At 39.4% G+C, this 15,217-nt stretch carries 15 protein-coding genes; 5 read left to right on the top strand and 10 right to left on the bottom strand.

Annotated elements, in window-relative coordinates; genetic code table 11:
* Nucleotides 1-9: 9 nt before the first annotated feature.
* From hemE to CEY16_RS00605, 3 genes are all read right to left on the bottom strand, one after another.
* Nucleotides 10-1,041: a uroporphyrinogen decarboxylase gene (hemE, locus tag CEY16_RS00615; protein WP_101330031.1), complete on the bottom strand. Its 1,032-nt coding sequence runs from the start codon at nt 1,039-1,041 to the stop codon at nt 10-12.
* 120 nt (nt 1,042-1,161) lie between these two features.
* Nucleotides 1,162-2,280: an HD-GYP domain-containing protein gene (locus tag CEY16_RS00610; RefSeq protein ID WP_101330027.1), complete on the bottom strand. Its 1,119-nt coding sequence runs from the start codon at nt 2,278-2,280 to the stop codon at nt 1,162-1,164.
* A gap of 58 nt (nt 2,281-2,338) precedes the next feature.
* Nucleotides 2,339-4,540, bottom strand: coding sequence for a transglycosylase domain-containing protein (locus tag CEY16_RS00605; protein WP_101330025.1), 2,202 nt, complete (start codon nt 4,538-4,540; stop codon nt 2,339-2,341).
* 180 nt (nt 4,541-4,720) lie between these two features.
* On the opposite strand from CEY16_RS00605, the gene CEY16_RS00600 reads away from it, so the two are divergent.
* Together CEY16_RS00600 and CEY16_RS00595 are read left to right on the top strand one after the other, a co-directional pair.
* A complete protein-coding gene (locus CEY16_RS00600; protein WP_101330021.1) occupies nt 4,721-5,884 on the top strand; it encodes a thiolase family protein in 1,164 nt (387 codons plus the stop codon).
* Nucleotides 5,884-6,654, top strand: a complete 771-nt coding sequence (locus CEY16_RS00595) for a 3-hydroxyacyl-CoA dehydrogenase (RefSeq protein ID WP_101330017.1) — start codon at nt 5,884-5,886, stop codon at nt 6,652-6,654. Before CEY16_RS00600 ends, CEY16_RS00595 begins: the two co-directional genes overlap by 1 nt.
* Before the next feature lie 291 nt (nt 6,655-6,945).
* Here the strand turns inward: CEY16_RS00595 and CEY16_RS00590 are convergent, their stop codons facing one another.
* Nucleotides 6,946-8,085 carry an acyl-CoA dehydrogenase family protein gene (locus CEY16_RS00590; RefSeq protein ID WP_101330013.1) on the bottom strand — a complete coding sequence of 380 codons (1,140 nt, stop codon included), beginning with the start codon at nt 8,083-8,085 and terminating at the stop codon, nt 6,946-6,948.
* 134 nt (nt 8,086-8,219) lie between these two features.
* Here CEY16_RS00590 and CEY16_RS00585 point away from each other — a divergent pair, with 134 nt between their 5' ends.
* On the top strand, nt 8,220-8,714 hold the full coding sequence (locus CEY16_RS00585; RefSeq protein WP_101330009.1) for an antibiotic biosynthesis monooxygenase family protein: 495 nt from the start codon (nt 8,220-8,222) through the stop codon (nt 8,712-8,714).
* Nucleotides 8,715-8,736: 22 nt separating this feature from the next.
* Here CEY16_RS00585 and CEY16_RS00580 read toward each other — a convergent pair whose 3' ends face one another.
* The 4 genes from CEY16_RS00580 to liaF form a co-directional block, all read right to left on the bottom strand.
* Entirely contained in the window at nt 8,737-9,135 is a 399-nt protein-coding gene (locus tag CEY16_RS00580; protein WP_101330006.1) for a hypothetical protein, read from the bottom strand.
* A 62-nt stretch (nt 9,136-9,197) separates the two neighbouring features.
* A complete protein-coding gene (locus CEY16_RS00575; protein WP_101330003.1) occupies nt 9,198-9,842 on the bottom strand; it encodes a response regulator in 645 nt (214 codons plus the stop codon).
* Nucleotides 9,843-9,853: 11 nt separating this feature from the next.
* Complete coding sequence (locus CEY16_RS00570; RefSeq protein WP_101330000.1) at nt 9,854-10,894, bottom strand: sensor histidine kinase; 1,041 nt, start codon at nt 10,892-10,894, stop codon at nt 9,854-9,856.
* A gap of 11 nt (nt 10,895-10,905) precedes the next feature.
* Nucleotides 10,906-11,871, bottom strand: a complete 966-nt coding sequence (gene liaF / locus CEY16_RS00565) for a cell wall-active antibiotics response protein LiaF (protein WP_101329997.1) — start codon at nt 11,869-11,871, stop codon at nt 10,906-10,908.
* 190 nt (nt 11,872-12,061) lie between these two features.
* Between liaF and CEY16_RS00560 the strand changes: the two genes are divergently transcribed.
* The gene (locus CEY16_RS00560; protein ID WP_101331093.1) at nt 12,062-12,493 is read left to right on the top strand and encodes a ferritin-like domain-containing protein; all 432 of its coding nucleotides are present in this window, start codon (nt 12,062-12,064) and stop codon (nt 12,491-12,493) included.
* 107 nt (nt 12,494-12,600) lie between these two features.
* Nucleotides 12,601-13,776, top strand: a complete 1,176-nt coding sequence (locus CEY16_RS00555; RefSeq protein ID WP_101329993.1) for a M20 family metallopeptidase — start codon at nt 12,601-12,603, stop codon at nt 13,774-13,776.
* Between the two features lie 173 nt (nt 13,777-13,949).
* Here the strand turns inward: CEY16_RS00555 and CEY16_RS00550 are convergent, their stop codons facing one another.
* Nucleotides 13,950-14,273, bottom strand: coding sequence for a YbjQ family protein (locus CEY16_RS00550; protein ID WP_101329990.1), 324 nt, complete (start codon nt 14,271-14,273; stop codon nt 13,950-13,952).
* Between the two features lie 59 nt (nt 14,274-14,332).
* Nucleotides 14,333-15,193, bottom strand: a complete 861-nt coding sequence (locus CEY16_RS00545; protein WP_101329988.1) for a YitT family protein — start codon at nt 15,191-15,193, stop codon at nt 14,333-14,335.
* Between the last annotated feature and the right edge of the window lie 24 nt (nt 15,194-15,217).

Genomic DNA, 15,217 nt, shown 5'->3' with positions numbered 1-15,217 from the left:
TCAACTCCTTTATTTTGCTGTGTACTCATGTACAAACGCTGCTAGTCGTTTTAGTGTATCTGGTTGTATATCTGGAAACACACCATGCCCCAAATTGAAGACATAGCCTGGTTGATCACTTGCTTGGTCGAGAATTTCCTTCGTTCTCTTCTCGATTACATCCCAATCTGCTAAAAGAATTGCTGGGTCCAAGTTCCCTTGAACAGATTTCTGAATCCCCATAGCACGAGCTTCATTAACCGAAGTTCGCCAATCAAGTCCGACAGTCGTTACAGGAAGATCATTGAATTCTAATAAAAGATGATTCGCTCCAATTCCGAACAGTATCGTTGGAACATTTTCTTTTTGCAACTCAGTAAAGATCCGGTCCATAACTGGTTTGATGAACATACGGTAATCAGGAGCATTTACGGCTCCTACCCAAGAGTCAAAAATCTGAATCGCTTTAGCACCTGATTTGATTTGGGCTTTTGTATAAGTGATTACAAGATCACCTAACTTGTCCATCAGTGCAAACCAAAGATCAGGTCGTCCATACATCATCGCTTTCGTTTTGTTGTATTGTTTAGAAGGTCCACCTTCAATCATGTAGCTAGCTAAAGTAAATGGAGCTCCACTGAAACCGATCAATGGAACATTCAGTTTTTCCTTTGTAAGTAATTCGATTGTTTGAAGAACATATGGGACATCATTTTTCGGATCAAGTTCACCAAGTCGCTCGATGTCTTCCATCGACCGGATAGGATTGTGAATGACAGGACCGATTCCTGATTTAATTTCTACATCCACTCCAATTGGTGGTAAAGGAGACATGATGTCTTTATAAAGGATTGCGGCATCAGTTTGGTAGTTTTGAACTGGCAACTCGGTAACGTATGCACATAATTCTGGCTGGTGTGTAATTTCAAATAGTGAATATTTTTCTTTTAATTTACGATATTCAGGTTGGGAACGTCCAGCTTGCCTCATAAACCACAATGGAGTATAAGATGTCTTTTCCCCTTGATATGCACGAAGTATTGTATCATTAAACGATTTCATCTAGACTCACCTTTCAAACACGTATCATTCTTGTCAATTTCACTATAAATCAATTTGTTTTGACTGTATAGCAATTCCATTCAAATGTCATGAATTCGCCACGTATACTGATAAACTCAATTATTTTGCTAGAGATTCCTTGCTTTTCATACCCATAGATTCACAGCCTACGATGAAAGTCGTCAGGTGCTCCCTCTCCACTAAATCACAAACTTTTGGCTGATCTAATGAGACGTGTGAAGCATTTTCGATAACCAACACTTTAGGTCGTAACGGGAAATTGTAATGATTTTCGATTACTACTCCTACTTCCCCCGTAGACAATTGAACGGTTACACCTTTCGGGTAGATGGCTACAGAACGGTTGAAAGCTTTGACCAGTTCAGGATCAAACAATTTTGTTGCACCTGCTAGTAAAAACTCCAAAACATCCTGTGGCAACATCGGATCCCGATAAACACGATGAGAAGTCATAGCGTCATATACATCCGCAATTGCGATGATCTTTCCAAACAAGTGGATTTCATCTTCCGTCAAACCTTTCGGATAACCAGAACCATCTAATCGCTCATGGTGTTCAGCTACGCCTCTTAAAACATCTGGTGAAAAGACCATTTGTTGACTTAGAATATCATAACCATTTTGGGCATGCTTCTTGATGGTTTCATACTCTTCGTCCGTCAAAGCACCAGGCTTGTTCAAAATATCTACTGGAGCCATCATCTTTCCGATATCATGAAGTAGTGCACTCATTCCCAGTCGCTTCAACTTCTTTGGAGTCAATTTAATTTCTTTTCCTACCATCAGTGAATATAAGGCTACATTTACTGAATGTGAAAATACGTATAAGTCATAGTGATAAGTGTTAGCTATGAGTTCTAGTAATCCATCTAACCCTCTCACTTCATCCAGCAATTCGTCCAACACATTCTCGATTGGTTTCATTTCCAGATGCACCAGTTGACTGTTATCTTTTTTAGTTTTCATGGGTCTAAAAGAATTTTCTAACGCATTTGCAGCCTGCCTTTTCAGTGGTTCTGGAATATTCTCGTTTATAACAAAGTCTTCTACACGATCATCTTTGATATAAACACTTCCAAGGCTCGAGTTTTTAACCTTCTCGATCAAACGGTCACTTAGTTCAACATCTTCCCCGAGTAAAAGACGGCCATCTTGCATGTAAGTTGATTTTGCTACTACCATGCCAGCTCTCAAATCAGTTATACTAACTAGTCGCATATCTTCTCATCTCTTTCTACGGCTCAGTTTTTTTAGGTTATTTTACTAATATCTTTTTCTAATAGGCGCTATCTGTATTAGAGGGTTCGCCCTCCTGACCAGTTAATGGATTAACTGGTATTACATAAAATGTTGGGTTATTCATGAAGCCAAGGGTTTGCACTTTATATCTGCCTTTACCTGTTGTTTTTCCTACATATGTAGGTTCTTCACCAGAATTCTTGTATATATGATATTCAATTCTCTCATCTGACGCTCTGTCCCAAGTCAATTCTATGAATAGTCCATCTAGAATTCCGAACGACAAATCAGCTGAAAAATTCGTTAAAGTAGGTAATCGAACGGGATCTTCCAGTTCCTCAACACCTTCCGGCCGTTCGAAAGATAAGGAGAAATCTTTCGTTTCATCTAAACTAGAAAGTATTGCTTTTGACAATCTCGTCGGTGCTGAGCTACCAGTGGTTAAATAATTATCTTCATTCGCTTGGTCATAACCGATCCAGGTTGATATCGTATATTCTGGGTTATACCCTATAAACCACGCATCTCTATAGGCTCCCTGAACCTGTGGATGTTGAGTAGATCCTGTTTTCCCAGCTAGAGCTTTGGGGTAACTACCATCTTGACCGGTCCCTTCATTAACTACTGCTTCTAGCATACGGGTCAGATACCAAGAGGTTTGTGGTGAAAAAAGTTGTTCAGGTTCTGGGCGATCAACATCCAATACGTTTCCGTCCCTACCTTTTACTTCAACAATACTGTAAGGTTCAATATATTCCCCCTGGTTGTAAAATGTACGGTACAATCCGGCTAATTGTAGAGGCGTCAACCCTTCTTCCAAACCTCCAAGGGCTATTGCTAATCCATCCTCTTGTAAGTCAATTCCTACCTCATTCAAATACTCTTTACCATGCGCCACACCCAGTTCATTCAGAATATTAACAGCAGGTGTATTTTTGGATTTAAGCAATGCATCGTAAAGAGTCATCTCACCTTCATATGTCCCATCTGCATTGGACGGTGAATAACCATCATAGTCTACTTGTTTGTCCTCAACAAGGGAGTAAGGTTCATATACTCCCTCCTCAAGTGCAGGCCCATAGACGACAAGAGGTTTCAATGTAGATCCTGGCTGCCTTTTAACTTGCACACGGTTCAAATCGCCTCGTTGATATTCCCTGCCTCCAATAGCAGCTCGGATCAAACCGTTTGATTGATTTACAATGACGACAGATGACTGAATGTTACCTTGGGAACCTTGAAAATACTCATCCTTTTGTAACTCTTTATAGGCCATCTCTTGAGCTTTTAAATCTAAGCCTATAGTAATCTCATAGCCACCAGTATATATTTCATTACGAGATAGATGATAATCTTCTTCTACCTCATTAAGCACTATATCAATGTAACTATTAATAAAAGGTTGATCTTCCTGTTCACTTTGATTCAAACCTAATGTTTTTCCACGCGCTCTGATAGACGTTTCAGCATCGATCATATTTAGTTCATACATTCTAGATAATACGACATTCCTTCGATCCAAAGCTGCTTCAGGATCAATAAGAGGGGAATAATTATTAGGCGCTTTTGGTAGTGCAGCAAGCATTGCTCCCTCTGAAATGTCTAGTTCAGATACAGGCTTCGAATAAAAATGTTGTGCCGCTTCTTCAACCCCATATATTCCATGGCCGAAGTAAATTTCATTCAAATAATACTCCAGTATCTCTTCCTTCGACTTCTCTTGTTCTAAATAAATCGCACCCATCGCTTCTTTCGTTTTTCTTAGCCAAGATTTATCACTTGTAAGAGAAGTGTTTTTAACTAATTGTTGAGTAATCGTGCTTGCTCCTTCAGCTTTACTCCATGTCACTACGTCTACGTAAACCGCACGCAAAATAGCTTGTAGGTCCACTCCACTATGGTCATAAAAACGATGGTCTTCAATAGCAACAAAAGCATCTTTGACATGGTCAGGGATTGATTCAATCGGTGCATATGTACGATTTTCGTCGTATAACTTGATAATTTCTTCTCCCTCTTCATTTTGAAGAACAGTCGATTCTGAAAAGATAAAATGTTTTTCATCAACCACAAATCGTCCGCCTAATAGAATAGTTAAATAACCGATAATGCTCAGTATGAATAAACCTATTAAGCTATACGCTATCCACTTCCATTTTCTAGGAACTTTTTCTCGAAGACGTTTCATGATTGTCAATACTTCCACCCCGTAAACCTTTTGAGCATATAATTCATACACCTTTTTCGATACTTCTCCATTAAAACTAACTACTATTATAATATAGTCGAGTCACTTCGACAAAACATGTACTTTAACGACACCACGATTCTCATAGAAATTTTGAATTTCATTAAAACTTTTTCAGACAATTAGAGAAATTGTTATAATGTGATATAGGTAAAGAAGGGAGTATCATACATGCGAGAAGTAGTGATTGTTGAAGCAGTGCGTACACCAGTTGGAAAAAGAAATGGACTATTAAGTGAAATTAGACCTGATGAATTAGCAGCCAAAACCTTACGTGAGTTGTTGAATCGTTCAGATATCGACCCATCGTTAATTGAAGATGTCATTATGGGTTGTGTCACACAATCAGGTGAACAAGCTTCTGACATAGGGAGACTTGCCTCCCTGATTGCTGGACTACCACAGGAAGTCCCAGGTACGACGATCGACAGACAGTGTGGTTCCAGTCAACAAGCTGTACATTTTGCGTCACAAGCCATCCTTAGTGGCGATATGGACGTAGTGATTGCAGCAGGTGTTGAAAGTATGTCTAGAGTTCCGATGTTTTCAAACTTAAATGGGGCTACAATGAGTCCAAAGCTTACAGAAAAATACGAAATGATCAACCAAGGATTATCAGCTGAACGAATCGCAGAAAAATGGGGTTTTTCCCGAAAACAATTGGATGAATTCGCGTACCGTAGCCATTTACTGGCACTTAGAGCCATTGATGAAGGTCGTTTTGATAAAGAAACCTTTCCGATAGAAGTAACTATGAGTGATGGCACTAAGCAAAGGATGAAAATTGACGAAGGTCCACGCGAAGATGCGCACATGGACAACATCTCAAAACTCAAACCGGTCTTCAAAGAAGATGGCGTCATTCATGCAGGAAATGCTAGTCAGATTAGTGATGGTTCTGCAGCCCTTTTGCTGATGTCTAAAGAAAAGGCTGAAGAACTAGGTTACAAGCCACGATTTAAAGTGATCGCTCGAACCGTGGTTGGATCTGACCCAACTTTAATGCTAACAGGACCTATACCTGCAACTAAGAAAGTTTTAGAAAAAGCAGGTCTGACGATTGATGACATCGATTTATTCGAAGTAAATGAAGCATTCGCTCCTGTTCCATTGGCCTGGTTGGAGGAGACTGGTGCTGACTCTAAAAAATTGAATGTTAACGGTGGTGCTATTGCGTTAGGTCATCCTTTAGGAGCAAGTGGTGCAAAGCTGATGACTACGATGATTCATGAGCTTGAACGCACTGGTGGTAGATACGGTCTACAAACCATGTGTGAAGGACACGGCATGGCAAATGCGACAATAATTGAAAGATTGGACCAGGAGGAAAATTAATGAACGTAACAGATAAGGTTGCCATTGTAACGGGAGGGGCTTCTGGGTTAGGAGAAGCTACTGCCCGTCACTTGGTTGCTAAGGGTGCAAAAGTCGTAATTGCCGACGTACAAGTACAGAAAGGAAAAGAGCTTACAGACGATCTAGGGCAGGAAAAAGCTGTCTTTGCACACACAGATGTGACGGAGGAAGAAAGTGTCTTACAAGCTATTAAAATAGCAGTGGACAAATGGGGCGAACTCCACTTGGCTGTTAACTGTGCCGGTATAGGTGCAGCCGAGAAAACAGTGAGTAGCAAAGGAGTACATGACTTAGAAACTTTCCAAAAAGTAATCCATGTCAATCTTATTGGAACATTCAATGTCATTCGCTTGGCTGCTAAGCAGATAAGTGATAATGACGCTGATGAGAATCGTGAGCGTGGAATAATCATAAATACAGCTTCTATTGCGGCATATGACGGGCAAATAGGTCAAGCAGCATATAGTGCATCAAAAGGCGGAATCGTGGGAATGACCTTACCAATCGCGCGGGACCTTTCTAAACTAGGAATTCGAGTCATGACGATAGCGCCGGGATCTTTTGATACACCTATTCTTTCTTCATTACCTGAAAAAGCTAGAAGTGCTCTTGGTGAAATGACACCTTTCCCTCCACGGTTAGGAAAGCCAGAAGAATATGCTCGTCTTGTTGAGAGTATTATAGATAATCCGATGTTGAACGGTGAAGTGATCCGTCTGGACGGAGCTATTCGAATGCCTCCGAAATAATTTGTTTCAAATTAACAATTGTTATGAGGTGATTTTCTGAAAGAAGATGAGAAAAAAGATGTAATAAAAGTTGTATCTGTAACTGCTGTTGGTTCAATTCTTATTTTGCTGATCCCGGTACTTTTTTCATATTTATAGCTCAAGGGCTACTGAAGTTCTAAAGGTTTTATAAAAGTGCTGATCCCAGATGCTTTCACGAAGCAATCTATAGATTTTGTTATCAGTCTATGGACGTTCCGCGCTCGGTGTATTCTCTTCAGAGACAATACACGAGCGCCTGTGCTTTACTGATTATAACCCCATATTTTTCGCGATAATATTTTTCATGATATCGTTCGTCCCTGCATAAATAGAAGAAACAGGTATATCCCGATACCTGCGTGCAATCGGATATTCCTCCATATAGCCATATCCACCGTGCAATTGCATACAAGTATTTGCGGTCCGTCTCGCCATATCTGTGATCCACCACTTAGCCATTGATACTTCCGTGACAACTTCTTCTCCATCCATATGTTTAGAAATCACATCATCTAAGAATGTCCGACCAATTTTTATTTCCGTTGCCGTTTCGGCTATTTTGAATTGTGTATTTTGAAATTGTGATACACGCTTTCCGAAAGCTTTTCTCTCCTTAACGTAATCCATGGTCATTTCTAACATTTCTTCAGCAGCAACCTGGCCGCTGATTCCGACAATCAATCGCTCTTGCTGTAATTTCTCCATCAAGTAATAAAACCCTTTGCCTTCTTCACCCAACAAGTTTTCTTCAGGAATTTTAACATCTTCAAAAAATAATTCAGCTGTGTCTTGTGCATGAAGACCCACTTTATCCAGTTTTCTACCTTTAGAAAAGCCTTCCATCCCCTCTTCTACAACTAAGAGACTGATGCCTTTATGACCCGCGCTTGGATCAGTTTTACACACGACTACAACCAAATCAGCTAATATACCATTCGTTATGAAGGTTTTTTGACCGTTCAAAATATAATGGTCTCCATCTTTTATCGCAGTAGTCTTAATACCAGCAAGATCTGACCCTGCATCAGGTTCCGTCATCGCAATCGCTGTTATGCACTCACCTGAAACGCATTTCGGTAACCACTCTACTTTTTTTCCTGCAGAACCATAGTCATTCAGGTACGGAACTACTATATCATTATGTAGTCCTAACCCGATCATGCTCGTGCCTACGCGCTCGATTTCTTCATTAAATACAACCGAATAGCCGAAATCTGCTCCTAATCCTCCAAACTCCTCATCAAGCCAAGGACATAGGAAACCATTATCACCCATCTTCGTCCATAGCTTTCGAGGAATCATCCTCTCCTCTTCCCAATCTTCGTAAAAAGGAACCGCTTCTTTTTCTAAAAATTTTCGTAGGGAGTCACGAAACATGTAGTGTTCTTCTTGTAAATAACTGCTGCCCATATATTTAGCCCCTTTAAATGATTAAATTATTTTGAACTTTAATTGATTGTAAGATAGCATAACGAGTAATTAGGGTAAAGATGAATGTAATGTAAAAACTGAGTCATACTTATTGATGAAAAGGAGATATTCGAATGAACAAACTATGGATTACACATGGCACCACCGATTACTTAACGTCTTTGAAAGAAAAAGATAACTCTATCGTAGTATCAGAGGATGAAGATAAAGCAGTCGCTTTCATCGAAGGTGAATCTCAAGAAGTTTTTAAAGAAGCACACGAATACGAAGTGATTGATCATGAAGGGTCGCTTTCCCAGGAAGGGTTCATCGTTTTGAATAACATTCCTGTCACCCAAGAAGGGCGTCCGATTTTCGAAGACCGATTCAAAAATCGCGCAGGTAAAATCGAAGATACTGAAGGATTCCAAGCCATTCGAATCCTACGGCCTAAGAATAGCAATACTTATATCGTGTTTACCCAGTGGAAAGATGAAGCTTCATTTAAACAATGGAGAGAATCCAAGGCTTTCGACAAGGCTCACCAAAAATCTGGACCAGAAAGTAAAGAGAAACCGTCATTCATCGCGGGAGAATCTTATTTGACGAAGTTGAATGTCGTTAAATAAAAAATCTAATGGAACGTCCTGGTTACTTATCAATCAGGACGTTTTTTCTTCTAACAATTTCATCGATCACCCAGAAGAAAATAGCTACTACAACTCCTGAGATGAACACGATTTCTACTTCCGATTCCCTCACAGTATTAAATATACTCAGGATTAATACGAAGCTCATTCCAAATATCAAATGAACACACAATGCTACACCAGTTCTTCTCAGTCCATTCAACTTTCGTGTAATATAATCTGAAATCAAGGTCGCTGGAATCGCATAGAAAAGAATGTATGGAGCTAAAAACAAGCAGAACATGAGAGACATAACAACCAACTCAAGTGGATCCTTCCACTCCCCAAACATTACAACAAAAATAACCATCAGTGATAAAGGAGTTGCTAATAAGCTTGTGAGCACTTTCCTTTTTATCATCATAGCCTCCTCCTCTATGAGAAAAATCCCTAATTCGGCGTTGAACTAGGGATTTGCATAAATTATTGTTTCTCTTTCATTAAACCATTTCGATGTGCATAAACGGCAGCTTGAGTACGGTCTTGGACATCAAGTTTGCTCAAAATATTACTGACGTGCGTTTTAACTGTCTTAATACCAATATATAACTTTTCGCTGATCTCGGTATTTGTCAGTCCATTGCCAACACACATGAGTACTTCCAGTTCTCGTTCAGTCAAGTCATCATGGAGTTTACGCTCGGGCGTACGGATACGATTCATCATGGCTCCTGCCACTTTCGGTTCAATGACATTTTCACCTGTAGCGGCTTTTTTGATTGCAGAAGCTATTTCTTCAGCGGAAGAAGTTTTCAACATATAGCTGAATGCCCCCGCTTCAAGGGCTGGGAATACTTTTTCATCATCATAGAAACTTGTTAAAATGATTATTTTACAAGCTGGATTCTTTTCAATAATTTTTTTCGTTGCTTCAATTCCCGTTCCGTTCTCCATAATCAAGTCCATTAAGACGACATCAGGATTTTGTTCTAAAACTACTTCGACGCCTTCGTTTCCACTCGAAGCTTCTCCTACGACATCAATCGTATCTTCAGTCATTAAATAAGTTCTTAAACCCTTTCGCACTACATCATGATCATCCACAATCACTAAGCGAATCGTTCCCATAATCCTACCCCCTACTTCGGTATCCTAATATCAATATAAGTACCCTCCCCCTCTTTAGATTTCAGGCGGAATGTACCTCCAATTTCTTCGCACCGTTCCTTCATCGTTTTTAGTCCATATGAAGTTTTGTTTTTCAACTGTTCTTCCGAATGAAAACCTTCACCGTCGTCACTGATATGTATGTAGATACTATCTTGGTGGTCTTTCATCTTCATGACGACCTTATGGGCATTAGCGTGCCTAAGAATGTTGGAAAGCGCCTCTTGAATCATCCTAAATAAATGTTCTTCTTTTGACTGAGAAACTTGGACAGATGCGTCGAAGTCCGTCTCAAAGTTTAAAGTACATTTCTTTTTTAATTCTTCAATGAGGCTCAATAATCCTGCTTGAAGACCTTCCCCTGTTAAATGAACAGGCCTTAAATGCAATAAGAGGGCGCGCATTTCATTTTGAGCTTGCAAAGCCATGTCTGCGATCTCTTTTACTTGTCCTTTGGCTTGTTCAGGCTTCTGATCTATCAATTTAACTGTCGCTTGAGACATCATACTCAACGCGAAAAGCTGTTGGCTGACTGCATCATGTAAATCCCGAGCAAGTCGTTGACGTTCTTCAATTGTTGCTGCAAGGTGAGCTTGTTGGGCGTATTCTGATTTTTCATCCGCAAGCTTTTGTAATGATTTCACCTGATCCTGAAGTTTTTTTGCCAAGTCATTCAATTCAGATCCGATCGTATCCAACTCATCTTCTTTTTCATAATGAAGCAACCGAGCAGAATATTTCCCTTGCGATAATGTAGATAAAAAGACAGAAAACGTTTGAAGTCTTTCTTTCAAATCTTTCGTCTTACGAAAGCTCACATATAAACTTACAGGTGTCATAATAAGGACCACAAGACCTAAGCCAAGAAAAATGGATTGCAAAGTTAACCATTGAGGCTGCAGGACTGAATATGTGAAAAACATGATCAATGAGATCACTAATAAAGAAAAATATATAATGTATAATTCCATTCGCATGAATTGGAAACGAATTCCCTTTAAATGCTTTAACATCGGCAACTCTCCTATACTGAAATCACTTGCACTTCGCCTATCCGATAATTCATATGAATATCTAATTTCCTAGTTGCAGTTTGGTAATCTGGTGATTCATATTTTATTGCATTCCCTAGGCCTCCAGAGTTTTCATCAAAAATAGTCACTTCACCGATGTTCACTTTTCCTGAGATTCTTACAGGGATATGTTCTGGGATCTTCATCACAACATCTGCGATATATCCCCTTAAATTTATATTCGTTTCATAGTCTGGAATGTACGCCTTTGAGAAATCAAAATATAAATTTGAAATTCCCGTAGATATATCAAGAGGTTCAACTTCCCAATCATCTTTTGAATAATTCATATCTAAAATAAAATGTTTACTTGCTACTTTGGAATATCTTTTATAATCTTTTTTCTTATCACTTTTAAATGTGTTACTCACTTGATTAAGTGCATCATCCACTTGACTCATAGCATCGTTGATTTGATCATCAATGTCGTCTAAAATATCATTATTTTTTCTGTGATTTCTTTTCTCTTTTTCCTTTGAGAACTTTCTTTCAGCTTGCTCGTTAGCATGGTATTCCCATTGCTTTCTTGTTTTACCCGCTTCATCTTCAGAAGTCACAATTTTTACAGTTAACGCTTTTTTTCCAAACATTATATTCGCACCGATGTAAATCAATAACAGTGGCCACAACTTCCAAATATCAATAAAACTGAAGTCGATATAACCAAAATTACCTGCCCACAATAATCCCCCGAAGATAATCATGAGGAATCCGAAAAACCAACTTCCTCCTTTGTTAGGATGAAAATTATTTCGGATGCTGATTAAGCCGAGTAGAATAAGAATAACAGGCCAAGAATCCCAAACGACATTGGATATTTCCAAGGAAATAATGTTGAGGTTTGTCATTAGGAAGGTTACACCTAGCAATATTAAGAAAAAAGCTATAAGTAACTTTATAAATTTTGTCAAAAACATTCTGTTCACCGCCAGCAATTGTTGTAGTTATATTGAATTATAACTATCATATCTATTTTACCATTTAATTTGAACATACTGTGGCATGTTTTTGACTAAGTCTAGAGACCGAGATGTCTTTTCGTTTAATCTAATGATCTATAGGGTACATTAATGGATGGATGAACATTTACGAGAAAGGATGATTGACATGGATCAAAAATTAAAAGAATTAATTGACGGTTTAAACGAAGATTTATCACACGAGTATGGTGCGATGATTATGTACACTTATTATGCTGCAACAGTCTCAGGGCTGTATCGTCAGGTGCTTAAACCATTTTTCCAAGGAGAAGTTGAAGATGAGTCAGGCCACGCGCTTTACTTATCAGAAAAGATCAAGACTTTAGGTGGAGCACCGACCACGAAACCTGCTGAAGTTAAACCTAAGACTGAGGTTAAAGACATGCTTGAAACAGCGATGCAGGCTGAGATCGATACGATTGAACGTTATGAAAAGCGCAAAGTCCAAGCTGAAGAACTTGGCTATACAGAGCTTGTAGTAAAATTAGATGATTTAATTTCTGATGAAACTCATCACAAAGAAGAAATTCAACGCCTGTTGGATGATTCAAGATTTTAATTAGAAATGAATCGGGAGTGTGGTTTAAAACCACCTCCCTTTTTCTTTTGAAAAACAGAATTTTTGTTATACTAGAACATAACTTTTACATAGAAAGGGAGAATGAGATGAACTGGGATCAGGTAAATCAGTCCATCGATCAGCAATATGATCGCATGGTCGAGGATAGAAGATACTTACATCAACACCCTGAGTTATCTTTTCATGAAAAAGAGACCTCAGAATATATTACAAAACGTTATGATGAATTAGGCATTCCTTATGAAAAAGATATTGGAGGATATGGTATTGTTGCTCGAATTGAAGGTGGAAAAGAAGGTAAAACAGTAGCTTTGCGTGCTGATTTCGATGCATTACCAATCCAAGAAGAAAATGATGTACCGTATAAATCCAAAGTAGATGGAGTCATGCACGCTTGTGGTCACGATGGTCATACGTCGACCCTTCTTGGTCTTGCAGAGGCTGTTTGGTCCTCGAAAGAAAACTTACCAGGTACCATGGTACTGATTCATCAACCTGCAGAAGAATATGCCCCGGGTGGTGCCAAGCCGATGATTGACGAAGGTGTTCTAGACGGAGTAGATGCTGTCTTTGGAACACACTTATGGTCGAATGCTCCATTAAATGTGATTCAATCCTCTCGTGGCCCTTTCATGGCTGGAGCCGATAGATTTGAAATCACGATTCAGGGTAAAGGCGGACACGGAGCAATGCCACACCAAACCAAGGATCCCGTGGTAATGGCCGGTCAGGCAATTGTTGAACTTCAGCAAATCGTTAGCCGTAGAATCGATCCACTTGAATCAGCAGTGTTGACAATTGGACGCGTAGAAGCTGGAAATGCGTTTAACGTTATTCCTGATACAGCAAAACTTGTTGGCACGGTCCGTATCCTGAATAAAGAAACACAAGAAAGCATCATTGAAGAGATGGATCGCATATTGAAAGGCATAACGACCAGTTACGATGCTGATTACGAGTTGGATTACGTTAAAGGGTACCCGACAGTCAATAATCACGAAAAAGAAGTCTCTTACTACCTAGATCAAGGTAATGAAATTGATGGAACAGCTGGAATCGAAGAAGTGCCTCCGGTAATGGGTGGAGAAGATTTTGCTTACTATTTAGAGGAACGCCCTGGTGCCTTCTTCTTTACTGGAGCTCAAAAGGAAGGGCACTATTACCCTCACCATCACCCAAAATTCGATATCGATGAGCGCGCACTTCCTACTGCGGCAAAAGCTTTGCTACATGGCTACCGAAAATATCAAGAGAACAATTAATGCTGATCAGAACATCTTTCATAACTCCGAACTTTTAAATAGTTTGGAGTTTTTTATTTAGATAGGTTGGACTTGCGACTAGTATTTCAACGATTATGACTAGTAATTAAAGAAAAAATCCGAATTTATCGAAAGATAGTTCGGATTTTTCATTTCACTTCGTATTCACACTTTTACTCATGCTCACTTATTTTAACTGCTGTACCTGTTGCAACGATCATCATCATTCCATCGCGCAAAGTCTCAAAATCAAGGTCGACTCCGATTACTGCATCAGCCCCCAACTTGGCAGCTTCCTCTTGCATCTCACGAATGGCAATCTCTTTACCTTCATTAAGTTTGTTTTCATAAGTGCCGCTTCTTCCACCGACCATATCAGTGATTCCTGCCATGAAATCCCTGACAACGTTGGCACCCATAATCGTTTGACCTGAAACCAGTTGAATATAGTCAGTAACAAATTTACCATCTAAATGGTTTGTTGTAGATGTAATCATTTCACATCCCTCCCTCTTGAATAACTATTTCGATAACAAGAGGAAGATTCCTTCTCATATTATACAGCTTCATAAAATCCTTGACCAAGGACTTCAGATGAATTCATGACAATCACAAAAGCTTCAGGATCAATTTCTTTCACTGTCCGCTTCAGTGCACCCATTTCTGTTTGAAATACAACACACATAAGAACTGGCCTATCAGCTTCAGTGAAACCGCCTTGTGCAGCAAGCTTTGTAACTCCACGATCAATTCTTTTATAAATCGCATCATGTACTTCTTGATAGTGATTAGAAACAATGAGAGTCGTTTTCGTGCGATTGAACCCAGTTTGAACCAGATCGATCGACTTGCTCGTCATGTAAAGTCCGATCAGAGCATATAATCCTAATTCAATATCAAATACAATAATTGCTGTTAGCACAATCAATCCATCGATCATTGCAATTGCTGCCCCTAATGAGAAGTTCGTAAACTTATGGATCATTTGAGCAATAAGTGCCGTGCCACCCGTGGAAGCATCTCCTAGAAAAACTATTCCTAAACCTATTCCGACTCCTAGTCCTCCGAATAGCGCAGCAAGAAGGGCATCAGAAGTAATCGGTTCTAGGTTGCGAGTGATGAATACGAAGAACGGAAGGATTATTGATCCAGCCACCGATCTTAAAGCAGAAGCTTTGCCTAATAAGTAATAGGCCGCAACTAGTAGTGGGAGATTAATTCCCCAAATCACATAAGCAGGTTCTAATCCGAATAATGATTCTGTAATTGTACTTATACCACTGACTCCCCCAGCAGCCACGTAGTTCGGGAGTAAAAATCCGTTATAAGCAAACGCAACAATTGCAGAACCAATGATTATATATATCAATTGTTCTATTTTAGTAGTTTTTGATCTCTTTCTTCTCGACATCATCATAGTGATCGTACCTTTCTCTCTGTG

It is taken from the genome of Halalkalibacillus sediminis (genome assembly GCF_002844535.1).
GTDB classification, from domain to species: domain Bacteria; phylum Bacillota; class Bacilli; order Bacillales; family Alkalibacillaceae; genus Halalkalibacillus_A; species Halalkalibacillus_A sediminis.
The sequence above is the reverse complement of the archived record's forward strand: the minus strand, read 5'-3'. Positions and strand labels throughout refer to the sequence as shown.

What these genes read in the sequence shown, in the direction of transcription:
- hemE (WP_101330031.1), bottom strand. Translation starts at nt 1,041, where the DNA reads ATGAAATCGTTTAATGATACAATACTTCGTGCATATCAAGGGGAAAAG.
- CEY16_RS00610 (WP_101330027.1), bottom strand. Translation starts at nt 2,280, where the DNA reads ATGCGACTAGTTAGTATAACTGATTTGAGAGCTGGCATGGTAGTAGCA.
- CEY16_RS00600 (WP_101330021.1), top strand. Translation starts at nt 4,721, where the DNA reads ATGCGAGAAGTAGTGATTGTTGAAGCAGTGCGTACACCAGTTGGAAAA.
- CEY16_RS00595 (WP_101330017.1), top strand. Translation starts at nt 5,884, where the DNA reads ATGAACGTAACAGATAAGGTTGCCATTGTAACGGGAGGGGCTTCTGGG.
- CEY16_RS00590 (WP_101330013.1), bottom strand. Translation starts at nt 8,085, where the DNA reads ATGGGCAGCAGTTATTTACAAGAAGAACACTACATGTTTCGTGACTCC.
- CEY16_RS00585 (WP_101330009.1), top strand. Translation starts at nt 8,220, where the DNA reads ATGAACAAACTATGGATTACACATGGCACCACCGATTACTTAACGTCT.
- CEY16_RS00580 (WP_101330006.1), bottom strand. Translation starts at nt 9,135, where the DNA reads ATGATAAAAAGGAAAGTGCTCACAAGCTTATTAGCAACTCCTTTATCA.
- CEY16_RS00575 (WP_101330003.1), bottom strand. Translation starts at nt 9,842, where the DNA reads ATGGGAACGATTCGCTTAGTGATTGTGGATGATCATGATGTAGTGCGA.
- CEY16_RS00570 (WP_101330000.1), bottom strand. Translation starts at nt 10,894, where the DNA reads ATGTTAAAGCATTTAAAGGGAATTCGTTTCCAATTCATGCGAATGGAA.
- liaF (WP_101329997.1), bottom strand. Translation starts at nt 11,871, where the DNA reads ATGTTTTTGACAAAATTTATAAAGTTACTTATAGCTTTTTTCTTAATA.
- CEY16_RS00560 (WP_101331093.1), top strand. Translation starts at nt 12,062, where the DNA reads ATGGATCAAAAATTAAAAGAATTAATTGACGGTTTAAACGAAGATTTA.
- CEY16_RS00555 (WP_101329993.1), top strand. Translation starts at nt 12,601, where the DNA reads ATGAACTGGGATCAGGTAAATCAGTCCATCGATCAGCAATATGATCGC.
- CEY16_RS00550 (WP_101329990.1), bottom strand. Translation starts at nt 14,273, where the DNA reads ATGATTACATCTACAACAAACCATTTAGATGGTAAATTTGTTACTGAC.
- CEY16_RS00545 (WP_101329988.1), bottom strand. Translation starts at nt 15,193, where the DNA reads ATGATGATGTCGAGAAGAAAGAGATCAAAAACTACTAAAATAGAACAA.